Genomic DNA, 20893 nt, shown 5'->3' on the forward strand with positions numbered 1-20893 from the left:
CCCCGCCCTCCTGCGAGGGCGGGGCCGCGTCGTGCGTCCGCGGCGACCACGCCCACTCAGGTATCTTGACGTCGAGAGATATCACCAGCCCCGACGAGCGGAGTCCGCACCATGGCCAGGATCATCTACACCCACACCGACGAGGCACCCCTGCTCGCGACCTACTCCCTGCTCCCCATCGTCGAGGCCTACGCCGCCACGGCCGGGGTCGAGCTCGAGACCCGCGACATCTCGGTCGCCGCCCGCATCCTCGCCCTGTTCCCCGACCACCTCACGCCCGAGCAGCGCGTGGACGACGCCCTCGCCGAGCTGGGCCAGCTGGCCACCACGCCCGAGGCCAACATCATCAAGCTGCCGAACGTCTCGGCCTCCATCCCGCAGCTCAAGGCCGCGGTCGCCGAGCTCCAGTCCCAGGGGTACGCGCTCCCTGACTACCCGGACAACCCCGCCACGGACGAGGAGCGCGCCGTGCGCGCCCGGTACGACAAGGTCAAGGGCTCCGCCGTCAACCCCGTCCTGCGCGAGGGCAACTCCGACCGCCGCGCCCCCGCGTCGGTGAAGAACTACGCCAAGGTGCACCCGCACCGCATGGGCACGTGGAGCCCCGACTCCCGCACGCGGGTCGCGACCATGGGTGCCGGCGACTTCTTCTCCAACGAGCGCTCCGTCGTCGTGCCCTCCGACGACACCCTCACGATCACGCACGTCGCCGCCGACGGCACCCGGACCGTCCTCAAGGACGGGTTGACCGTGCTCGCGGGCGAGGTCGTGGACTCCACGTTCATGAGCGCCGCGGCGCTACGCACGTTCCTCGCCGAGCAGGTCGAGGCGGCCCGCGAGGAGGGCGTGCTGTTCTCGGTGCACCTCAAGGCCACGATGATGAAGGTCTCCGACCCGATCCTGTTCGGCCACGTCGTCGAGGTCTTCTTCCCCGCGCTGTTCGAGACCTACGGCGAGCAGCTCGCGGCCGCTGGCATCTCCGCCAACGACGGCCTGGGCGCCCTGCTCGCCGCCGTCGACACGCTGCCCGACGGCGAGGCGATCCGCGCCGCCGTCACGCAGGGCCTGGCCGACGGCCCGGCGCTGGCGATGGTCGACTCCGACAAGGGCATCACCAACCTCCACGTCCCCAGCGACGTCATCATCGACGCCTCGATGCCCGCGATGATCCGCGGCGGCGGCAAGATGTGGGGCCCCGACGGCGCCGAGGCCGACACCCTCGCCGTCATCCCCGACTCCTCCTACGCCGGCGTCTACGCCGCCGCGATCGAGGACTGCCGCGTCAACGGCGCGCTCGACCCGGCCACCATGGGCTCGGTGCCGAACGTCGGCCTGATGGCCAAGGCGGCCGAGGAGTACGGCTCGCACGACAAGACCTTCGAGATCGCCGCGGACGGCACGGTCGAGCTCACCGACTCCTCCGGCACCGTGCTGCTGAGCCACGACGTGCAGGCCGGCGACATCTGGCGCGCCTGCCAGACCAAGGACGCCTCCATCCGCGACTGGGTCAAGCTCGCCGTGACGCGCGCCCGCGCCACCGGCTCCCCCGCCGTCTTCTGGCTCGACGCCGAGCGCGCGCACGACGCGAACCTCATCACCAAGGTGCGGACCTACCTGGCCGACCACGACACCGCGGGTCTGACCCTCGAGATCATGGACCCGGCCACGGCCTGCACCTTCTCCCTGGAGCGTGCCCGTCGCGGCGAGGACACGATCTCGGTCACGGGCAACGTGCTGCGCGACTACAACACGGACCTGTTCCCGATCCTCGAGCTCGGGACCAGCGCCAAGATGCTCTCGGTCGTGCCGCTGATGAACGGCGGCGGTCTGTTCGAGACCGGGGCAGGCGGCTCCGCCCCGAAGCACGTGCAGCAGCTCGTCAAGGAGAACTACCTTCGCTGGGACAGCCTGGGCGAGTTCTTCGCGCTCGCGGCCTCGTTCGAGCACCTCGCCACGACGACGGGCAACACGCGCGCCCAGGTGCTCGCCGACACGCTGGACCGGGCCACGGGCACGTTCCTCAACGAGGACAAGTCCCCGACCCGTCGCCTCGGCGGGATCGACAACCGCGGGTCGCACTTCTACCTCGCGCTCTACTGGGCGCAGGAGCTCGCGGCGCAGCAGGTGGACGCCGACCTCGCGGCGGCGTTCGCGCCGCTCGCCGCCAGCCTGACGGAGAACGAGCAGACGATCGTGGCCGAGCTCGTCGGGGTTCAGGGCAGCCCGGCCGACATCGGCGGCTACTACCGGCCCGACCCGGTCAAGGCCGACGCGGTGATGCGCCCGAGCGCCACGCTCAACGCGGCGCTCGCGGCTCTCTGAGCCGGGCGGTCCGAGCCCCGTAGGACGCCAGACGCACGACGGACGACGCGCCGGCACCCCTCGTGGGTGTCGGCGCGTCGTCGTCGGTGGCCCTGGCGCCGTTGCCTCTGGGGCGTCAGAGGAGGCCGAGGGCGCGCACGGCGTCGCGCTCCTCCAGCAGCTCCGCCACGGAGGCGTCGATGCGCCCCCGGGAGAACGCGTCGATCTCGAGGCCCTCGACGATCCGCCAGGCCTGCTCGTGCGCGACGACGGGGAACGAGCAGACGATGCCGTCGGGAACGCCGTAGGCGCCCGTCGAGACGAGGCCCGTGGAGGTCCAGTCCCCGCGGGCACGCCCTCGCGGCGCAGCCGGACCTGGTCGATGATCGCCGTCGCGGTCGAGGCCACGGACGAGCCACCGCGGGCCGCGATGATCGCCGCCCCGCGCTGGGCCACGACGTCGATCAGCTCGCCCTCGACCCACGCGCGGTCGAGCACCTCCAGCGCCGGCCGGCCGGCGATCTCCGCGTGCCGCAGGTCGGGGTACTGCGTGCGGCTGTGGTTCCCCCAGATCGCCACGCGCCGCACCTGGTCGGGCGAGACGCCGGCGCGCCGGGCCACCTGGGCCACCGCGCGGTTGTGGTCCAGGCGCGTGAGCGCGGTGAAGCGGTCGGCCGGGACGTCGGGGGCGTGCGCGTGCGCGATGAGGGCGTTGGTGTTCGCCGGGTTGCCGACCACGAGGACGCGCACGTCGTCGGCGGCGTTGTCGTTGATCGCGCGACCCTGCGGTCCGAAGATCCCGGCGTTGGCCGCCAGGAGGTCGGAGCGCTCCATCCCGGCCGAGCGCGGACGGGCGCCGACCAGCAGGGCCACGTTCGCGCCGTCGAACGCCCGGGCCGGATCGGCGGTGACCTCGACGTCGAGCAGGTGCGGTGAGGCGGCGTCCTGGAGCTCGAGCGCGACGCCGTGGGCCGCGCCGAGCGCGCCCTCCACCTCGAGCAGGCGCAGCCGGACCGGGGTCCCCTGACCGAACATCTCCCCGCTCGCCACGCGGAAGAGCAGCGAGTACCCGATCTGACCGGCGGCCCCGGACAGGGTGAGCGTGACGGGGGCGGTCGGGGCGGGGTCGGTCGTGGCGGGGGCCATGGCACTTCCTTCGACGGTGAGGACGGGCGCTTCACCCTAGCGAGCGCCCCGCCGTCGCCCGGTCCCGACCGCCTGTCTCAGCGGGCGGGCGACCGCGGCGCGCCTGTGGCCGCTCCCAGGATTCGGTGCAAGGATGCACCGCGGCGTCACGAGGGCGCTGAAGGAACCAATGACGCCCTGTGAAGGAGCTGACCCATGTCCACAGTTAGCTCGGCAACCGCCGAGAACGTCGATCCCGTCGAGGCAGAGATCCTCGAGGAGACCGACGTCACCCCCGAGTACAGCCTGCTGGCCCGCCTGGGCGCCGAGGCGTTCGGGACGTTCACGCTCGTGCTCATCGGCGTCGGCATCGCGCTGTTCGCCGCCGTCAACGGCGTCGCGGGCAACGGCCTGGCCGTTCCGCTCGGCTTCGGCATCGCCGTCCTGGGTGCCGCGAGCGCCGTCGGGCACATCTCGGGCGGTCACTTCAACCCGGCCGTGTCCCTCGGTGGCGCCATCGCCGGCCGCATCTCCTGGGCCGACCTCGCCCCGTACTGGCTCGCCCAGCTCGTCGGCGGCACCGCCGCCTCGGCGATCCTGTTCTTCACGGTGCCGTCCGGCCTTCCCTCGATCCTGTCCCCGACGGGCGAGGGCACCACACGCTCCCTCTTCTCCGGCACGAGCAACGGCTTCGCCGAGAACTCGCCGGTCTACGGCCTGTTCAGCCGCAGCCAGATCGACCCGGCGATGGCGGCCGACGCGAGCTTCCCGCTCCTGACCGCGCTGATCGTCGAGGTCGTCGCGACGGCCGTGTTCGTCGGCGTGATCCTCGGTGTCACCGACAAGCGCTCGCGCATCTCCTACGCGCCCGCCGCGATCGGCCTCACGCTCGCCGTGCTCATCGCACTCGCCGCGCCGATCACCAACGGTTCGCTGAACCCGGCGCGCTCGACCGCCACGGCGATCTTCTCCGAGGGTTGGGCCCTGCAGCAGCTGTGGGTCTTCTGGGTCGCGCCGCTGCTGGGTGCCGCCATCGCCGGTCTGATCTACCTCCTCGCGACGCCGGCCCCCGCCGCCGTCCAGGAGTGGCCCGAGGTCGAGCCGACGCACGAGGCCGAGGCCGCTGCCGCTGCCGCTGCCGCTGCCGAGTCCGCCGAGGAGGAGGCCGACGTCGACGCGATCGACGCGCTCCTGGCTCGCCAGAGCGCCGCCGCCACGGTGCCGAGCGAGACCGTCGTCGTCGAGGAGGTCCCGGCCACGCAGTCCGAGGCCGCCGCTGCCGAGGCCGCTGCCGCCGAGGCGCAGGCCGAGGTCGAGGGCGACGAGGGCGACCGCGGGACCACCCCGCGCGCCTGATCCACCAACGCCGAACGGGCGCCGGGAGCTGATGCTCCCGGCGCCCGTTCGGCGTTCTCGTGGGCGGTGCGTCGCCGCCCCACCGCGCCCCTGAGGTCGACTCGCCCTTCTACCGCGCCCTTGTGGTCGCGATCCCGACGCGAGGGCGTCCTTGTGGTCGCCACAACCCAGTCGGCACGACCACAAGGGCGCGCCCACCGACCCGGCACGACCACAAGGGCGCGGTCGGCGCACAGACAAGGCGAGCGCGAGTCCGGGCACGACGGCGACCGGCCCGCCGTCGCCGGCCCCTACAGCCCGGGGCTGAAGGACAGGTAGGCGATGAGTCCGCCCAGCAGCACCAGGAGCGCGACGTCGAAACCGCGCGACCGCGCCATCAGCACCCGGTCCGGACGGCCGAACGCGCGGGCGACAGCGAGTCCCAGGAGCACCAGGGCGAGCAGCTGCAGACCGATCCGGACCGAGGCGATGGTCAGCAGACCGGCCGCGACCACGCCCGCGAGCGCGACGAGCTGCACCGTGTTGACCTTGATCCGCTCCACCCGGGAACCCTAACCGCGCCGGACGTCAGTGCGCGAAGTGCCGCGTGCCCGTCAGGTACATCGTCACGCCGGCGGCGGCCGCCGCCTCGACGACCTCGGCGTCGCGCACCGACCCGCCCGGCTGCACGATCGCGCGCACACCGGCGTCGATGAGCACCTGGGCTCCGTCGGCGAACGGGAAGAACGCGTCGGACGCCGCAACGGCCCCGCGGGCGCGCTCGCCCGTCTCCCCCGCGTTCGCGCGCTCGACGGCGAGGCGGCACGAGTCGACGCGGTTCACCTGGCCCATGCCGACGCCGACCGACGCCCCGGTGTCCGCCAGCAGGATCGCGTTCGACTTCACGGCCCGCACCGCGCGCCAGGCGAACGCGAGGTCGCGCAGCGTGGCCTCGTCGGCCGGCTCGCCCGCGGCCAGGGTCCACGACGTCGGGTCGTCGCCACCGCCGTCGACCACCGCGTCGATCGCGTCCCGCGCCTGGAGCAGCACGCCGCCCGAGATCGGACGCAGCTCCACGCCGTCGCGCACGGGCGGCTCGACGACGAGCAGGCGCACGTTCTTCTTGCGCTGCAGGATCTCGAGCGCCTCGCTCTCGTAGGACGGGGCGAGCACCACCTCCGTGAAGACCTCCGCGACCTGCGCGGCCATGGCGGCCGTGACCTCACGGTTGGCAGCGATGACACCGCCGAACGCCGAGACCGGGTCGCACGCGTGCGCCGCGGCGTGCGCTGTGGCGATGTCGTCACCGACCGCGATCCCGCACGGGTTGGCGTGCTTGATGATCGCGACGGCGGGCGCGGGGTGGTCCCACGCGGCACGCCACGCGGCGTCGGCGTCGACGTAGTTGTTGAAGCTCATCTCCTTGCCGTGCAGCTGCTCCGCCTGGGCCAGGCCCGGGTGGGAGCTGCCGCCGACGTAGAGCGCCGCGCGCTGGTGCGGGTTCTCGCCGTAGCGCAGCACCGCGGCGCGCTCCCAGGTCGCGCCGACCCAGCCGGGGAAGCCGGTGGCGACGTCGCCGCCCTCGCGCGCGACGACGTCGTCGGGCGCCACGACGCTGCCCATCCAGGAGGCGACGTCGACGTCGTAGCTCGCGGTGTGGCGGAACGCGCCGGCCGCGAGGCTGCGGCGCTGCGTGAGGGTGAAGCCGCCATCCGTCACGGCCGTGACGACCTCGGCGTAGGAGGCGGGGTCGACGACGACGGCGACGCTCGCGTGGTTCTTCGCGGCGGCGCGCACCATCGACGGGCCACCGATGTCGATGAGCTCGACGCACTCGTCCTGGCCGGCGCCGGAGGCGACCGTCGCGGCGAACGGGTACAGGTTGACGACGACGAGATCGAACGCGTCGATGCCGTGCTCGGTGAGCGTGGCCACGTGCTCGGGGATCCGGCGGTCCGCGAGGATGCCGGCGTGGACGCGGGGGTGCAGCGTCTTCACGCGGCCGTCGAGCATCTCGGGGAAGCCCGTGACGTCCTCGACGCCGGTGACGGCGACACCGGCCGCGGCGATGGTGGAGGCGGTCGAGCCGGTCGAGACGATCTCGACGCCGGCGGCGGCCAGCGCCGTCGCGAGCTCGACGAGGCCCGTCTTGTCGTAGACGGAGACGAGGGCGCGACGGACGGGGACGACGTCGGGCGTGGTCAGCGGGGTGGCGGGCGCGGGGTGAGTCACGGGGTGCTCCTGGGGACGGGTGCGTCGGTTCAGGTCACACGCCCAGGCGATCGGCGGGTGAGGTCGTTGCCAGCACTGGGCCGCTCCCCGGTGGTTGTCCACCTCGTGCCACGGGCACCTCGCGGGTGCCCGGGCGTTCGCCAGTCACGGCCCGCACCGAGTCTACCGGGCCGGGCGCTGGCGGGTTCCGGAGGTGCGCAACCCCCTCGCCGAGGGTGCGCAAACCCCTCGCCGAGGGTGCGCAACCCCCTCGCCGAGGGTGCAGAAACCCCTCGCGGAGGTGGGTCGGCGGGTCAGCCGATGAGGACGCGGCGGCCCTCGACGCGCCAGCCCTCGCGGGCGAGGCGTCCGACGACCTCGACGAGCTGCGCCCGCTCCGCGACCTTGATGCGCTCGGTGAGGGTGTCGAGGTCGTCGTCGTCGAGGACGGGGACGGCCGTCTGAGCGAGGATCGGGCCGGCGTCGACCCCCTCGTCCACGACGAACAGCGTGGCGCCGGCGATCTTCACCCCGTGCGCGAGGGCGTCCGCGGGCGCCTGCATCCCCGGGAACGCCGGCAGCAGCGAGTTGTGCGTGTTGAGGTAGCGGCCCTCGAACGCGGCCAGGAAGTCCGCCCCGACGAGCTTGAGGAAGCCGGCCGAGACGACCAGGTCGGGCTCCAGCGCCGCGACCTGCGCCGTGAGGGCGCGGTCGAAGTCGACGCGCTCGGCGTGGTCGCCGACCCGCTCCACGAACGTCGGGATCCCCCGGTCGCCGGCGAGCGCCAGCCCGGCGGCCGAGTGCCGGTCGGCTCCGACGCCGACGATCTCGACGCCGTAGGCGGGATCGTCGGAGGCGGTCAGGAGGGCGGCGAGATTGGACCCGCCTCCCGAGATGAGGACGACGACACGGGTGGGGCGGTGGGGGCTCACCCTGCGAGGGTAGTCGGGCATCGCGCACAATGGTCCGGGGCGGGTGCCCGTCCGCGCGGTGCGCCGACGTGGTCGGAGGCACCGACCCGGACGACCAGGCGACGGAGGAACGAGTGACCGACCACGAGGTCCGCGAGGACGAGCAGCCCACGACGCCGGAGACCCCGGGCGATCGGGGCGCCGACGTGGCCTACCCCGCGCCGCAGGAGGTGCGCGGAGCCGTCGGGGCTCCCCCGCGCGGCGTTCCCCCGCAGCAGCCGCAGCACCAGCAGCCGCCGCAGCCCGGCCCCCAGCACCACCACAACCCGCAGCAGCCTCCCCAGGGTTCCGGCCCGCAGCAGCCGCGGCGTCCGGGCTCGAACCCGCGGCCCGACGGCGCTCACCGCACCGCGGACTCCCGCGCCGCCGACCCGCGCCCCGAGATCGACAAGGAGTCGCGCCGCGATCTCGGCCGCTACCTCCTGCTGGTGCTGGCCGCCGTCGTGGTCACGATGCTGCGCGTGCCCTGGAGCCTCGCGGCCCTCGCGCTGGCGGCGGTCGCCGTCGTCGTCGGGATCCGGATGATCCTGGCGGCCCGCAGGACGCCCCGGGCGATCTGGAACCCGCTGCTGGTGGCGAGCATCGCCATGAGCGGTTTCGTCGCCTTCACGAGCATCGCGACGCTCGTGACCCTGCCGGCCCAGCTCGCCCTCCAGGAGTGCTCCGACCGGGCGCTGACCGTCTCGGCCCAGGCCGCCTGCGACGCCGAGTTCAGCGACACCCTGACGGGCTTCCTCACCTCCGGCGGCTGAACCGCCGCAGCACCCGGGGCGCCGCCAGGCCGGCCCGCAGCCGGCGTCCGGCGGCGGCCAGGTCACCCAGCACGGGGTACCGGCCGGGGAGGTCCAGGCGCCGCGCCCCCAGGACGAGCACCCACGCGACCGCCGCGGCGACGGCGGTGACCCACGCCGTCGTGCCGGCGACCTCGGCCGTCCGGGTCCCGACGGCCGCCAGCGGGCCGATCGTGGCGCCGTCGACACCGCCGGACAGTCCGGCGAGGACCGTGACCACGGCCGTCGTCGCGACCACGGCCGAGACGAGCGCGAGGACCTGACCGCGCCAGTCGGCACCCGCCCGCCGGACGACCCCCGCGAGCACGAGGGTGAGCAGCGCGATCGGGACGAGCACGACGGCGGCGCCCGGCCCGGGTCCGGCCTCGGGCAGCGCGGCGAGGATCGGGACGACCGGGAGCGGTCCGTCGGCGACCCCGCTCGGCGCGACGTCGACCATCCCGATGGAGAAGCCGGGGCCGAGCCACCAGGCGAGGGCCCAGACGGCGAGCGTGGGGACGGCGAGCAGCTGCCCGACGACGAGGACGACGAGGCTCAGCGGGTCGGCGTCGAGCGCACGCTGGAGCTCCAGCACCGCACCGGACCGGGCGAGCACGAGGCCGACCACGGTGACGGCGCCGAGCACGACGAGGGTCGTCACGGCGCGCAGGCCGCCGCGCAGTCCCACGACGGCGGCGGTCACGGTGTCGGAGGCCGGCAGCGCGGGCAGCGCCCGCGATCGCGCGGCGCCGACGAGCACCGAGACACCGATCACGACGGCGGTGGTCCCCACCGCGCGCGGGCTCGGGGTCTGCTCGGCCAGGGCGTACGCCAGCACGACGACCCCCGCGGCGGCGAGGGCCGCGACGGCGAACGCCCCGGGGTGCGTCAGGCGCGCCCGGCGGACCGACCCGGCCAGCAGCGCGCAGGTGACGAGGGTGAGCGCGAGCGGTGCCAGCGTGACCGCCGTCGTCGACCCGTCGACGCCGAGGACGGCCATCTCCTGACCGAGGCCGAGCAGCCAGCCGGCGCTGCCGTTCCGCGCGGCGTCGAGCCAGCTCGCCTCCCCCAGCACGGGCGAGGCGACGGTGGCGACGTAGGCGGCGATGACCGGGACGGTGATCAGCAGCCAGGAGATGACGACGGACTCGAGCCCCGCCCGGAGCGCGCGCAGCGCCTCGGTCGGCAGGACGCTGCGGCCGGCGGACGGCTCCGGCTCGAGCACCCGGGCCCGCCGGGAGGACGCGCCGTGCTCGCTGGTGCCACCGGGCGCGAGGAGCTCCAGCGCCTGGGTGTCGGTGAGGTCGTCGAGGTCGCGATCGTCGTCGTCGCGGAACGGGCCGCGACGGGCGCGCGGGGCAGGGTCGAGGATCTCGACCTCGATCTCCTGCGCGTCGAGCTCCGCCGTGTCGGTGGAGCGCGGCGTGAGTCGGGGGCGGGAGGTCTGGCCATCCCGACCATGGTGCAACGCGACGACGGCGTGGCTCGTGAGCCACGCCGTCGTCGGTGCTGCCGGGAAACCCGGCGGTGGTTCCTCCCGGGCTCAGCCCAGCAGGTCGCGGACCAGCTGCGCGGTCTCGCTCGGGGTGGTGCCGACCTTGACGCCGGCGGCCTCGAGGGCCTCCTTCTTGGCCTGCGCGGTCCCGGCGGAGCCGGAGACGATGGCTCCGGCGTGGCCCATCGTCTTGCCCTCGGGGGCCGTGAAGCCGGCGACGTAGCCGACGACCGGCTTCGTGACGTTGGCCTTGATGAAGTCGGCGGCCCGCTCCTCGGCGTCGCCACCGATCTCGCCGATCATCACGATGATCTCGGTGTCGGGGTCGGCCTCGAACGCCTCGAGGGCGTCGATGTGCGTGGTCCCGATGATGGGGTCACCGCCGATGCCGATGGCCGTGGAGAAGCCGTACTCGGCCAGCTCGAACATCATCTGGTAGGTCAGGGTGCCGGACTTCGACACGAGGCCGACCTTGCCGGGGCCCGTGATGTTGGCCGGGATGATGCCGACGTTGGACTTGCCTGGGCTGATGATGCCGGGGCAGTTCGGGCCGATGAGACGCGAGCCCCTGGCCTGAGCCAGCGTGAAGAACTCGGCGCTGTCGGCGACCGGGACGCCCTCGGTGATGATGACGACGAGCGGGACGCCCGCCTCGATCGCCTCGACCACGGCGCCCTTGGTGTGGGCCGGCGGCACGAAGATCACGGAGACGTCGGCACCGGTGGCCTCGACGGCCTCGGTGACCGAGCCGTAGACGGGGACGTCCACGGCGTTCTCGCCCTCGCCGAAGGCGACGGACGTGCCGGCCTTGCGGGGGTTGACGCCGCCGACGACGGTGGTGCCCGAGGCGAGCATGCGCGTGGTGTGCTTCATGCCCTCCGAGCCGGTCATGCCCTGGACGATGACGCGCGAGGCGTCGTCGATGAAGATGGCCATGTGAGGTTCAGTCCTTAGTGTCGGGAGCCGGGGCTCAGGCGTTGGCCAGCTCGGCAGCCTTGTCGGCGCCGCCGTCCATCGTGTCGGCGAGGGTGACGAGGGGGTGCGCGGCCTCGGCGAGGATGCGGCGACCCTCCTCCACGTTGTTGCCGTCGAGACGGACGACGAGCGGCTTGGAGGCCTCGCTGCCGAGGATCTCCAGCGCCTTGACGATGCCGTTGGCGACCTCGTCGCACGCGGTGATGCCGCCGAAGACGTTGACGAACACGCTCTTCACCTGCGGGTCGCCGAGGATGACGTCCAGGCCGGCGGCCATCACGGCCGCGGAGGCGCCGCCGCCGATGTCGAGGAAGTTGGCCGGCGTGACGCCGCCGTGCTTCTCGCCCGCGAGGGCGACGACGTCGAGCGTGCTCATCACGAGCCCCGCGCCGTTGCCGATGATCCCGACGCTGCCGTCGAGCTTGACGTAGTTGAGGTCGTGCTCGGCGGCCTTGGCCTCGAGCGGGTCGACCGCCGAGGCGTCCTCGAGGTCCGCGTGGTCGGGGTGGCGGAAGCCGGCGTTCTCGTCGATCGAGACCTTGCCGTCCAGCGCCACGATGCGGCCGTCGCCGGTCTTGACCAGCGGGTTGACCTCCACCAGCGTGGCGTCCTCGGCCTGGTAGACCGTCCAGAGCTTCTGGAAGACGTCGGCGATCTGGTCGGCGACGTCGGGCGCGAACCCGGCGGCCGCGACGATCTCGGCGGCCTTGGCCGCGTCGATGCCGACGGTCGGGTCCACGGCGATGCGCGCGAGGGCTTCGGGCCGCTCGACGGCGAGGATCTCGATCTCCATGCCGCCCTCGACGCTGGCCATGGCCAGGTAGGAGCGGTTCGCGCGGTCGAGCAGCACCGAGAAGTAGTACTCCTCGGCGATGTCGGCGCCCTGCGCGATCATCACGCGGTGGACGGTGTGGCCCTTGATGTCCATGCCGAGGATCGCGGCCGCGTGGTCGTAGGCCTCCTGCGGGGACTTCGCGAGCTTCACGCCGCCGGCCTTGCCGCGTCCGCCGGTCTTGACCTGGGCCTTCACGACGACGACGCCGCCGCCCAGTGTCTCGGCCGCCGCGCGGGCTTCCTCGGGGGTGGTCGCCACGATGCCTCCGAGCACGGGGACGCCGTGCTTCTCGAAGACGTCACGTGCCTGGTACTCGAACAGGTCCACTACGGGTCCTTCCGTATCACGCCGGGTCTCGGCGCTCGAATGCCGACATGTCTCGACGTAGAGACATCGCCGCCCAGCCTAGCCGTCGGCGGCGCCGCGGCGGCACACTGCTCAGGACCCGGAACGCCCACGACCCAGGGGACGACGATGACCGAGACCAGCGCGACCGACGACGGCGAGGACTACGGCACCGTCACGTGGTGGGAGATCCCCGCGACGAACCTCCCCGACTCCGTCCGGTTCTACCGCGAGGCGTTCGACTGGGAGTTCGAGGCGATGGACGCCGACTACGAGATCGTGCTCCACCGCGGGCGGATGGTCGGCGGCATCTACGCCCACGACACCGACACCGGGCAGCTCGGTGACGGAACCCGGCTGACGATCAACGTCGCCGACCTCGAGGCGAGCCTGTCCCGCGTGACGGCGGCCGGCGGGCGCGTGGTGCACGGCCGCGCCGCGATCGGCGAGGGCTTCGGGTGGTGGGCGCTGTTCACCGATCCGAGCGGGCTGACGATCGGGCTCGCGAGCCCGCACCCGCCCGTCGAGGACTGAACCGGCGAGCCGCCGTCGTCAGACTCTCGCGCCGACGCCGACGAGCCCCGCGGCGACCACCAGCAGGACCGTCCCGAGCACGACGGAGACCACGCCGAGGATCCGGAGCGAGCGGGGGGCGGCTCCGATCCAGGCGATCTTCCGGAGGGCGTCGAGCACCACCTCGCGCTCGGCGCCGATCTCGACGTCGGGGTCCGCGAGCGTCGTGCGCGCCGGTACCCGGACGTCACCTCCCGGCGTGGGCACGTCGAGGTGGAGGACGAGGAACGTGGCCTGGGGGACGACGCTCGCGACCACGGCCCGGTAGCGGCGCGACGGCGAGGACCGCCAGAGCGCGACGACGCCGTTGGCGAGCGCTGCCAGGCCGAGCACGCCGAGGACCAGTCCGAGCAGGGTCGCGAACTCCATGGGCCCACGGTAGGTGTCGGCCGGGCTCCCCGCCGCCGGCGACGCCGGCGACACCGGCTAGAGCTTGGTGACCGGCGAGTACCGCAGCAGCAGGCGCTTGGTGCCGCCGCTGCCGAAGTCGATCTTCGCGACGGCGCTGGCGCCCGCGCCCTCGATCGCCACGACGGTGCCCATCCCGTAGGAGTCGTGGGTGACGCGCTCCCCCACCGCGAGCGTCGGCACGTCGACCTGCGGCTTGGCCGAGCCGAAGGTGCCGCCGGTCCGCGGCTGCCCCTGCCGGCTCGTGAGGTCGGACCGGCCGCCGCGCGTCCCTGTGCCGCCGCTCTCGCCGCGACGGCCGCTGCCGTAGGCGGGAGAGAAGTCGTCGTCGTTGCTGCGGGGCCGACCCCGGCCGCCGTAGCCCCCGGAGCCGTAGCCGCCGCCCCAGCCCCCGCGCAGCGTCTGCATCGAGGACTCCTCGCGGCGCCAGTCCAGGACCTCGGTGGGGAGGTCGTCGATGAACCGGGAGGCGGGGAGCTCGTTCGGGACGCCGAACGCGGTGCGGACGGCGGCGCGCGTGATGTAGAGACGGTTCCGGGCGCGGGTCAGGGCCACGTAGGCCAGGCGACGCTCCTCGCTCAGCTGGTCGGGGTCGGCGAGCGAGCGCTGGTGCGGGAAGGTCCCGTCCTCCAGCCCGGTGACGAAGACGACCGGGAACTCCAGACCCTTGGCCGTGTGCACGGTCATCAGCGTGACGACGCCGCCCCGCCGTCCTCGGCCGGGATCTGGTCGGAGTCGGCGACCAGGGCGACCCGCTCGAGGAAGTCCGCCAGATCGCCGTCGGGGTCCGACGCCGCGAACTCGGCCGCGACGGCGTGGAGCTCGGCGAGGTTCTCCACCCGGGAGGCGTCCTGCGGGTCGTCGCTCGCGCGGAGCTCGGCGAGGTAGCCGGAGCGGTCCAGCGCTGCGTCGAGCACCTCGGCCGGGGTCGCCCCGGCCTCCAGCAGCTCCCGCAGCCCGGTCATGAGGTCGGCGAACTCCTTCACCGCCCCCGCGGCGCGGGCCGGCATGCCGATCTCCTCGTAGCGGTCGACCGCGGCGCCGAACGAGATCCGCTCGCGCTCGGCGAACCACGCCAGCGCGCCCTCGGTGCGGTCGCCGATCGCACGCTTGGGCACGTTGAGGATCCGGCGGATGTTCACCGAGTCGTCGGGGTTGGCGACGGCGCGAAGGTAGGCGATCGCGTCCTTGACCTCGCGGCGCTCGTAGAACCGCGTACCGCCGACGACCTTGTAGGGGATGCCGGAGCGGACCAGCACCTCCTCGAGCGAGCGCGACTGCGCGTTGGTGCGGTAGAAGACGGCGACGTCACCCGGCTTGACGCCGTCGGAGTCGCCGAGCGCGTCGATCTCGTCGGCGACGAACCGTGCCTCCTCGTGGTCGGAGTCGGCGACGTAGCCGACGACCTTGGGACCGTTGCCCTCGGCCGTCCACAGGTTCTTGGCGCGGCGGCCGGGGTTGCGGGAGATGACGGCGTTGGCGGCCGTGAGGATGTGCTGCGTGGAGCGGTAGTTCTGCTCGAGCAGGATCGTCCGCGCGTCGGGGTAGTCCTCCTCGAACTCCAGGATGTTGCGGATCGTCGCGCCGCGGAAGGCGTAGATCGACTGGTCGGCGTCGCCGACGACCGTCAGCTGCGCGGGCGGGACGCGGGCGGCCGAGGCCCGCGCGTCGGCGTCGGGACCGACGGCGGCGGCGTCGCCCTCCGGCACCTCCCAGCCCGTCGTGGCGACGCCCGCGAGCTCCTTCACGAGGATGTACTGGGCGTGGTTGGTGTCCTGGTACTCGTCCACCAGCACGTTCCGGAACCGGCGACGGTAGCTCTCGGCGATCGCGGGGAAGGCCTGCAGCAGGTGGACGGTGGTGGCGATGAGGTCGTCGAAGTCGAGCGCGTTGGCCTGGCGCAGCCGGTCCTGGTAGCCGCGGTAGGCGGCGGCGAGGTTGGCCTCGTAGACGTTGGTCTCGGTCACCGTCCGCGCGAAGTCGTCCGGGTCGACCAGCTCGTTCTTGAGGTCGGAGACCCGCTTGGAGAACGCCTTCGGCGGGAACCGCTTGGGGTCGAGGTCCAGGCCCCGACAGACCAGCTGCATGAGTCGCTGGGAGTCGGAGGAGTCGTAGATGGAGAAGCTGGAGCGCAGGCCGAGGGCGGCGTGCTCGCGGCGCAGGATGCGCACGCACGCGGAGTGGAACGTCGAGACCCACATGCTGCGTGCGGGCGGTCCGACCAGCTCCTCGACGCGCTCCCGCATCTCCGCCGCGGCCTTGTTGGTGAAGGTGATCGCGAGGATCTCGCCCGGACGCGCCTGCCCGGTGCCAAGCAGGTAGGCGATGCGGTTCGTCAGGACGCGGGTCTTGCCGGAGCCGGCCCCCGCGATGATCAGCAGCGGACCCCCGCGGTGCTCGACGGCCTCGCGCTGCTGCGGGTTCAGGCCCTCGAGGAGCGAGGACGGCGAGCGGTCCTGACGACGCGACCGGCCCGCGCCGACCGCAGCCTCGGAGCCCTCGGCACCCGGCTGCTGGCTCCGCGCCAGCGGGACGATGCCGGGGAGTCGTGCGCCCGGGGCCGTGACGGCGAGCGCGCCGAGCGACGACGAGGCGTCGCGGCCGTCACCGAGGGGGAGGTTGTCGAAGAGAGTCGTCATGGCCCCTCAAGCGTAGGTCGCGCCACCGACATCCGGGTCCGTCGTCCCCAGCCCCGTCGCGCGGCGCGCGCCACGCTCCGCCGCGCGGCGGAGGCGGGTGTCGGCGGTCGTCGCTAGCGTGGCCTGCGTGACCAGCGACCCGGAGCTCTCGACGTGGCGCCGCCCGGCCCCACCACCGGCGAGCGGCGCGCCGACCTGGCCATCGCCGTCGTGCTCCTGGTCCTGGCCGTCGGATCGCTCACGCTGACGCGAGCGGCCAGCGACATGACGGGCACGGCACCGGTGTGGCTGTCGATGGTCGTGATCGCCGCGCTGACGATCCCGCTGGCCTGGCGCCGCAGCCACCCGAGCCTCGTGGCCGGGATCGCGGCGGTGGCCTTCGTGGTGCTCGGCGAGGCGCGGGTGCCCGAGCTCACGATCTCGAACGTCGCCGTGTTCATGGCGCTGTACACGGTCGGGGCGTGGGAGTCCGACCGGCGGCGTGCGACCTGGGTGCGCGGGGCGATCATCGGCGCGATGTTCGTCTGGCTCCTGACGTCCTTCTTCCGAGCGAGCACCGCCGACCTCGACCTCGGTGGCGCCGGCGTCGGTGCGATGACACCGGTGGCCGCACTGATGCTCCAGCAGGTGCTCGTCAACGTCCTCTACTTCGCGGGGGCGTACTGGTTCGGCAACCACGCGTGGAACGCCGCGCGGCAGCGCGCCGTCGGCGAGGCTCGCGCCGTCGAGCTCCAGGCCGAGCGCGCCCGTCTCTCGCGCCAGGCCGTGACGATCGAGCGCCTGCGGATCGCCCGGGAGCTGCACGACGCCGTGGCGCACCACGTCTCGCTGATGGGGGTCCAGGCCGCGGCCGCGCGGGCGCTGCTGACCCACGACACCGACGCCGCCCGGACCCAGATCGAGGCGTTGGAGGACTCCTCCCGCGCCGCCGTCGCCGAGCTCTACGAGCTTCTCGGCACGCTGCGCGACGACGAGGCGGTCGATCCCGACTCCGCCCCGGGAGTCGCGGAGCTGCCTGCCCTGGTCGCCGAGTCCCGCACCGCGGGCCTGCGCCTGGACCTGCAGACGGTCGGCCACCCGCGTCCGCTGCCCCCGCTCGTCTCGCTCAACCTCTACCGGATCGCGCAGGAGTCGCTGACGAACGTCGTCAAGCACGCCGGGCCCGGGGCGCGGGCCTCCGTCCGCCTCCGGTACGACGTCGACACGGTCGAGCTGGAGGTGTCCGACGACGGCGCGGGCCGCCCCTCGCGCGCCCCCGGCGCCGGCCTCGGCCTCCTGGGCATGCAGGAGCGCGTGAAGACGCTGGCCGGCACGCTCGTCACCCAGCCCCGCCTGGGCGGCGGCTTCGTCGTCCGCGCCAGCGTCCCGCTGCCCTTCGCCGCCGTCACCCCCGGCCGCTCCGACACCGTCCCGACCCCCGCCGTGGAGGCCGCCCGATGACCGACTCCGTCCGGATCGTCCTGGTCGACGACCACGCCCTCATGCGCGAGGGCATCCGCACGATCCTGCAGCTCCAGGGCGACCTGGAGGTCGTGGGCCAGGCCGGCAGCGGCGAGGAGGCGCTCGAGGTCGTCCGGCGCGAGCAGCCCGACGTCGTCTGCATGGACGTCGAGATGCCCGGCATCGGCGGGCTCGAGGCGACGCGGCAGCTCGTGGCCGACCCCGACGTGTGCTCGCGCGTGCTGGTCCTGACCACGTTCGAGCGCGAGGACTACCTGCTGGCGGCGCTCACGGCGGGTGCGAGCGGATTCCTCCTGAAGAACTCCCGCCCGGAGCAGCTCGCCGAGGGGATCCGCACCATCGCCGCCGGCGACTCGCTGCTCTCCCCGGAGGTCACGCGCGCCGTCATCGAGCGCGCGGTGGCGGGCGAGGGCCGGGCCGAGGGCCGCCCCGCCGTCCCCGACGCCACCGGGTCCGCGGCCGTGGCCGGCCTCACCGAGCGGGAGCTCGAGGTGCTGCAGCTGCTGGCGCTGGGCCTGTCCAACGACGAGATCGCGCAGCGCCTGTTCGTCGGCCGCGCCACCGTGAAGACCCACGTCTCCAACGTGCTGATGAAGCTCGCGCTGCGCGACCGCGTGCAGGCCGTCGCGTACGCCTACCGCCACCAGCTCGTCGACCTCGGCTGACCGCGTCTCCCCCACGAGGGGGAGACGCGGGTTCGCCCTCGTGGCCGAGGCGCCGCCGTCGCCCGCTGCCTAGCGTGGAGTCATGGACGAGCGGAAGGAACGGCGATGATCAGCCTTCGCGGAGTGAACAAGTCGTTCGGCAGCCACCAGGTGCTGCAGGACGTGACCTTCGACGTCGCGCGCGGCCGACTCACGGGATTCGTGGGCGGGAACGGCGCCGGCAAGACCACCACCATGCGCATCATCCTCGGGGTCCTGTCGGCGGGGTCGGGCGAGGTCACCCTCGACGGCCGCGCTGTCGACGGTGACGCGCTGCGCGGCTTCGGCTACATGCCGGAGGAGCGCGGCCTCTACCCCAAGATGGAGATCGCCGAGCAGCTGACCTACCTCGCCCGGCTGCACGGCATCGACAAGGCCGGCGCCACCAAGCGGTCCGACGCCCTGCTGGAGCGCCTCGGCCTCGGCGAGCGCCGCTCGGACAAGCTCGAGACCCTCTCGCTCGGCAACCAGCAGCGCGTCCAGGTCGCCGCCGCGCTCGTGCACGAGCCCGACGTGCTGATCATGGACGAGCCGTTCTCCGGCCTCGACCCGCTCGCCGTGGACGAGGTCGTCGCCGTGATCGGCGAGCACGCCGCCCGCGGCATCCCCGTCCTGTTCTCCTCCCACCAGCTCGAGGTCGTCGAGCGGCTGTGCGACGACCTCGTGATCATCGCCGGCGGCCAGATCCGGGCCACCGGCAGCCGCGAGGAGCTGCGCGCCGCCCACAGCGGCGACCGCTGGGAGCTCGTGGCCCGCACCGACGCCGGCTGGGTCCGGTCCGTGGGAGGCGTCGACGTCGAGGAGCTCGCCGGCGACACCACGGTGTTCCGCGCCTCGGAGTCCGTGGCCCAGCAGGTGCTGCGCGACGCCGTCGGCCGCGGCGACGTCAGCTCCTTCCGCCCGGTGCGTCCCACCCTGGGCGAGATCTTCCGCGACATCGTCGTGGACGTCCCCCGCAACGACGGCGAGCCCGAGCTCGCGAGCAGCAAGGAGGCAGCGGCATGAGCACGCAGACCACGCCGGCCACCACCGGCACGAACCCCGGCACCGCCCCCGGCAGCACGTCGGGGCCGCGCGGGAGCCGCCTGTCGTTCGGCCGCGCCAGCCTGCTGGTGGCCGAGCGCGAGATCAGCACGCAGGTCCGCACGAAGTCGTTCATCATCTCCAACCTCGTGACGCTGCTGCTGATCCTCGGCGGCATCGTCGGGGCCAACCTGATCGGCGACCGGCTCGCCTCCGGGGGCGAGGAGGCGACGCGGGTCGCCGTCGTGAGCCAGACGCAGGACGCCGTCGCCGGCATCGACACCCTCGAGGGGGTCTCGGTCGCCGACCGCGCCGCCGCCGAGGAGCTCGTCCGCTCGGGCGACGTCGAGGCCGCGCTGATCCCCGACCGCGCCGCTCCCCTGGGCTTCACGGTCCTCGCCCTCGAGGAGGCGCCCGGCGCCGTCGTCTCCCAGCTGTCGGTGAGCCCCGAGGTGGAGCTCCTCGAACCGCAGCCCACGTCCTCCGCCCTGCGGTCGCTGATCCCGCTCGCGTTCGGTCTCGTGTTCATGATGGCCGCGCTGGGCTCCGGCGCCGTGATCATGCAGAACACGGTCCAGGAGAAGCAGTCGCGGGTCGTGGAGATCCTGCTCGCGGCCGTCCCGGCGAAGGCCCTGCTGGCCGGCAAGATCCTCGGCAACAGCGTGATCGGCGTCGCGACGGCGGCCCTGACTGCCGCGACGGCTGCCCTCGGTCTCGCGATCACGGGTCAGACCGCGCTGCTCGACGTCCTGAGCGCGCCGCTGATCTGGTTCGTCGTGTTCTTCCTCGTCGGGTTCGTGCTCGTCGCCTCGATGTTCGCGGCCGGCGCCTCGCTGGTCTCGCGGCAGGAGGACACCGGTGCCGTCATGATGCCGGCGATGACGGTCCTGATGGTCCCGTACTTCGGCGTCATCTTCTTCGCCGACAACGCCACGGTGATGACCGTGCTGTCCTACGTCCCGTTCAGCGCCCCGGTCGCGATGCCGGTGCGACTGTTCTTCGGCGAGGCCACCTGGTGGGAGCCGCTGCTCGCGCTCGGCATCCTGGCGGCGACGACGGCGCTGGTCATGGTGCTGGCCAGCAAGATCTACACGAACTCGCTGCTGCGGATGGGCTCGCGGGTCCCGCTGCGCGAGGCGCTGCGCGGGAGCTGAGCCCGGCCCTCGCCGTCGAACCCCGTCCGGACCCTGGTCCGGGCGGGGTTCGCCGCGTCGGGGCGGGACGGCGCCGCGTCAGCCGCGGGTGAGGAGCAGCCCGGCGATCCAGGCGACCGTGACCAGCAGGGCGGCCAGGAGCTCGATGACGATCGTCAGGCCCGTGGCCTTGAGCGAGAGCACCGTCGAGCGCCACGCGCCGTCGTGCTGCTCGAGCCGGACGCGCTCGGCGAGGTAGACCCCCAGCGGGAAGCCGATGAAGACCCCCACCACCGGGATGACGAAGAACCCGACGATGCCGAGGAGGCCGCCCCACACCATCGCGGCGGTGGGCACCCCGCCGCGTTTGAGGTAGCGCCCCGCCAGCAGGTACTTCACGAGCTGGCCCGCGGCCGTGAGCAGAACGGCGAGCGCGGCGACCGTCCACCCGACCGCTCCCCGCTCCAGCAGGCCCCAGACAAGAACGGCGCCGCCCACCAGGAGGGCGCCGGGCAGCACCTGCACGACGACGCCGACCAGGCCGACGAGCACGGCGAGGCCGACCAGCACCTCCCCCCAGAGCGGCACG

16 protein-coding genes, 2 pseudogenes and 1 riboswitch are annotated in these 20893 nt (G+C 73.5%); of the genes and pseudogenes, 8 read left to right on the top strand and 10 right to left on the bottom strand.

From position 1 onward, the window contains the following. Positions 1 to 111: 111 nt before the first annotated feature. Entirely contained in the window at positions 112 to 2322 is a 2211-nt protein-coding gene (locus C8046_RS06640) for an NADP-dependent isocitrate dehydrogenase (protein ID WP_109228758.1), read from the top strand. 115 nt (positions 2323 to 2437) lie between these two features. On the opposite strand, the pseudogene C8046_RS06645 reads toward C8046_RS06640, so the two are convergent. Continuing rightward, a pseudogene (locus tag C8046_RS06645) lies at positions 2438 to 3447 on the bottom strand (malate dehydrogenase). A gap of 195 nt (positions 3448 to 3642) precedes the next feature. Here C8046_RS06645 and C8046_RS06650 point away from each other — a divergent pair. Beyond that, positions 3643 to 4782, top strand: coding sequence for an aquaporin (locus C8046_RS06650; protein ID WP_199224408.1), 1140 nt, complete (start codon positions 3643 to 3645; stop codon positions 4780 to 4782). A gap of 290 nt (positions 4783 to 5072) precedes the next feature. On the opposite strand, the gene C8046_RS06655 is transcribed toward C8046_RS06650, so the two are convergent. The 3 genes from C8046_RS06655 to purN all read right to left on the bottom strand — a co-directional run bounded on the left by C8046_RS06655 (position 5073) and on the right by purN (position 7925). Then, complete coding sequence (locus tag C8046_RS06655) at positions 5073 to 5324, bottom strand: DUF3017 domain-containing protein (RefSeq protein WP_109228759.1); 252 nt, start codon at positions 5322 to 5324, stop codon at positions 5073 to 5075. A gap of 25 nt (positions 5325 to 5349) precedes the next feature. Next, positions 5350 to 6993 carry a bifunctional phosphoribosylaminoimidazolecarboxamide formyltransferase/IMP cyclohydrolase gene (purH, locus tag C8046_RS06660; protein ID WP_109228760.1) on the bottom strand — a complete coding sequence of 548 codons (1644 nt, stop codon included), beginning with the start codon at positions 6991 to 6993 and terminating at the stop codon, positions 5350 to 5352. A gap of 33 nt (positions 6994 to 7026) precedes the next feature. Further along, a riboswitch (ZMP/ZTP riboswitch) is annotated at positions 7027 to 7151 on the bottom strand. A 135-nt stretch (positions 7152 to 7286) separates the two neighbouring features. After that, positions 7287 to 7925 carry a phosphoribosylglycinamide formyltransferase gene (purN, locus tag C8046_RS06665; protein ID WP_109228761.1) on the bottom strand — a complete coding sequence of 213 codons (639 nt, stop codon included), beginning with the start codon at positions 7923 to 7925 and terminating at the stop codon, positions 7287 to 7289. 92 nt (positions 7926 to 8017) lie between these two features. Between purN and C8046_RS06670 the strand changes: the two genes are divergently transcribed. Further along, positions 8018 to 8695 carry a hypothetical protein gene (locus C8046_RS06670; protein ID WP_146197081.1) on the top strand — a complete coding sequence of 226 codons (678 nt, stop codon included), beginning with the start codon at positions 8018 to 8020 and terminating at the stop codon, positions 8693 to 8695. On the opposite strand, the gene C8046_RS18375 is transcribed toward C8046_RS06670, so the two are convergent. From C8046_RS18375 to sucC, 3 genes are all read right to left on the bottom strand, one after another. Next, positions 8679 to 10181 (bottom strand): DUF6350 family protein, encoded by a 1503-nt coding sequence (locus C8046_RS18375; RefSeq protein WP_109228763.1) that lies wholly within the window; start codon positions 10179 to 10181, stop codon positions 8679 to 8681. The two genes, C8046_RS06670 and C8046_RS18375, sit on opposite strands and share 17 nt — an antisense overlap. Positions 10182 to 10256: 75 nt before the next feature. Beyond that, positions 10257 to 11144, bottom strand: coding sequence for a succinate--CoA ligase subunit alpha (gene sucD / locus C8046_RS06680; protein WP_109228764.1), 888 nt, complete (start codon positions 11142 to 11144; stop codon positions 10257 to 10259). Positions 11145 to 11178: 34 nt separating this feature from the next. Then, the gene (gene sucC / locus C8046_RS06685; RefSeq protein ID WP_109228765.1) at positions 11179 to 12345 is read right to left on the bottom strand and encodes an ADP-forming succinate--CoA ligase subunit beta; all 1167 of its coding nucleotides are present in this window, start codon (positions 12343 to 12345) and stop codon (positions 11179 to 11181) included. A gap of 147 nt (positions 12346 to 12492) precedes the next feature. Here sucC and C8046_RS06690 point away from each other — a divergent pair, with 147 nt between their 5' ends. After that, positions 12493 to 12897, top strand: coding sequence for a VOC family protein (locus tag C8046_RS06690; protein WP_109228766.1), 405 nt, complete (start codon positions 12493 to 12495; stop codon positions 12895 to 12897). Positions 12898 to 12915: 18 nt separating this feature from the next. On the opposite strand, the gene C8046_RS06695 is transcribed toward C8046_RS06690, so the two are convergent. Together C8046_RS06695 and C8046_RS06700 are read right to left on the bottom strand one after the other, a co-directional pair. Beyond that, the gene (locus C8046_RS06695) at positions 12916 to 13305 is read right to left on the bottom strand and encodes a hypothetical protein (RefSeq protein ID WP_109228767.1); all 390 of its coding nucleotides are present in this window, start codon (positions 13303 to 13305) and stop codon (positions 12916 to 12918) included. 57 nt (positions 13306 to 13362) lie between these two features. After that, positions 13363 to 15983 (bottom strand): annotated as a pseudogene (locus C8046_RS06700) (UvrD-helicase domain-containing protein). Positions 15984 to 16136: 153 nt separating this feature from the next. On the opposite strand from C8046_RS06700, the gene C8046_RS06705 reads away from it, so the two are divergent. From C8046_RS06705 to C8046_RS06720, 4 genes are all read left to right on the top strand, one after another. Then, complete coding sequence (locus C8046_RS06705) at positions 16137 to 17423, top strand: sensor histidine kinase (protein WP_235866174.1); 1287 nt, start codon at positions 16137 to 16139, stop codon at positions 17421 to 17423. Further along, on the top strand, positions 17420 to 18109 hold the full coding sequence (locus C8046_RS06710; protein WP_109228768.1) for a response regulator: 690 nt from the start codon (positions 17420 to 17422) through the stop codon (positions 18107 to 18109). Before C8046_RS06705 ends, C8046_RS06710 begins: the two co-directional genes overlap by 4 nt. A 105-nt stretch (positions 18110 to 18214) precedes the next feature. Beyond that, on the top strand, positions 18215 to 19153 hold the full coding sequence (locus C8046_RS06715) for an ABC transporter ATP-binding protein (protein WP_109228769.1): 939 nt from the start codon (positions 18215 to 18217) through the stop codon (positions 19151 to 19153). Further along, the gene (locus tag C8046_RS06720; protein ID WP_109228770.1) at positions 19150 to 20325 is read left to right on the top strand and encodes an ABC transporter permease; all 1176 of its coding nucleotides are present in this window, start codon (positions 19150 to 19152) and stop codon (positions 20323 to 20325) included. The genes C8046_RS06715 and C8046_RS06720 overlap by 4 nt, the downstream gene beginning before the upstream one ends. Before the next feature lie 78 nt (positions 20326 to 20403). Here the strand turns inward: C8046_RS06720 and C8046_RS06725 are convergent, their stop codons facing one another. Further along, complete coding sequence (locus C8046_RS06725) at positions 20404 to 20892, bottom strand: DUF456 domain-containing protein (protein WP_109228771.1); 489 nt, start codon at positions 20890 to 20892, stop codon at positions 20404 to 20406. Between the last annotated feature and the right edge of the window lies 1 nt (position 20893).

Origin of the sequence: Serinibacter arcticus (assembly GCF_003121705.1) — a bacterium.
In the GTDB taxonomy this organism is placed as follows: Bacteria; Actinomycetota; Actinomycetes; order Actinomycetales; family Beutenbergiaceae; genus Litorihabitans.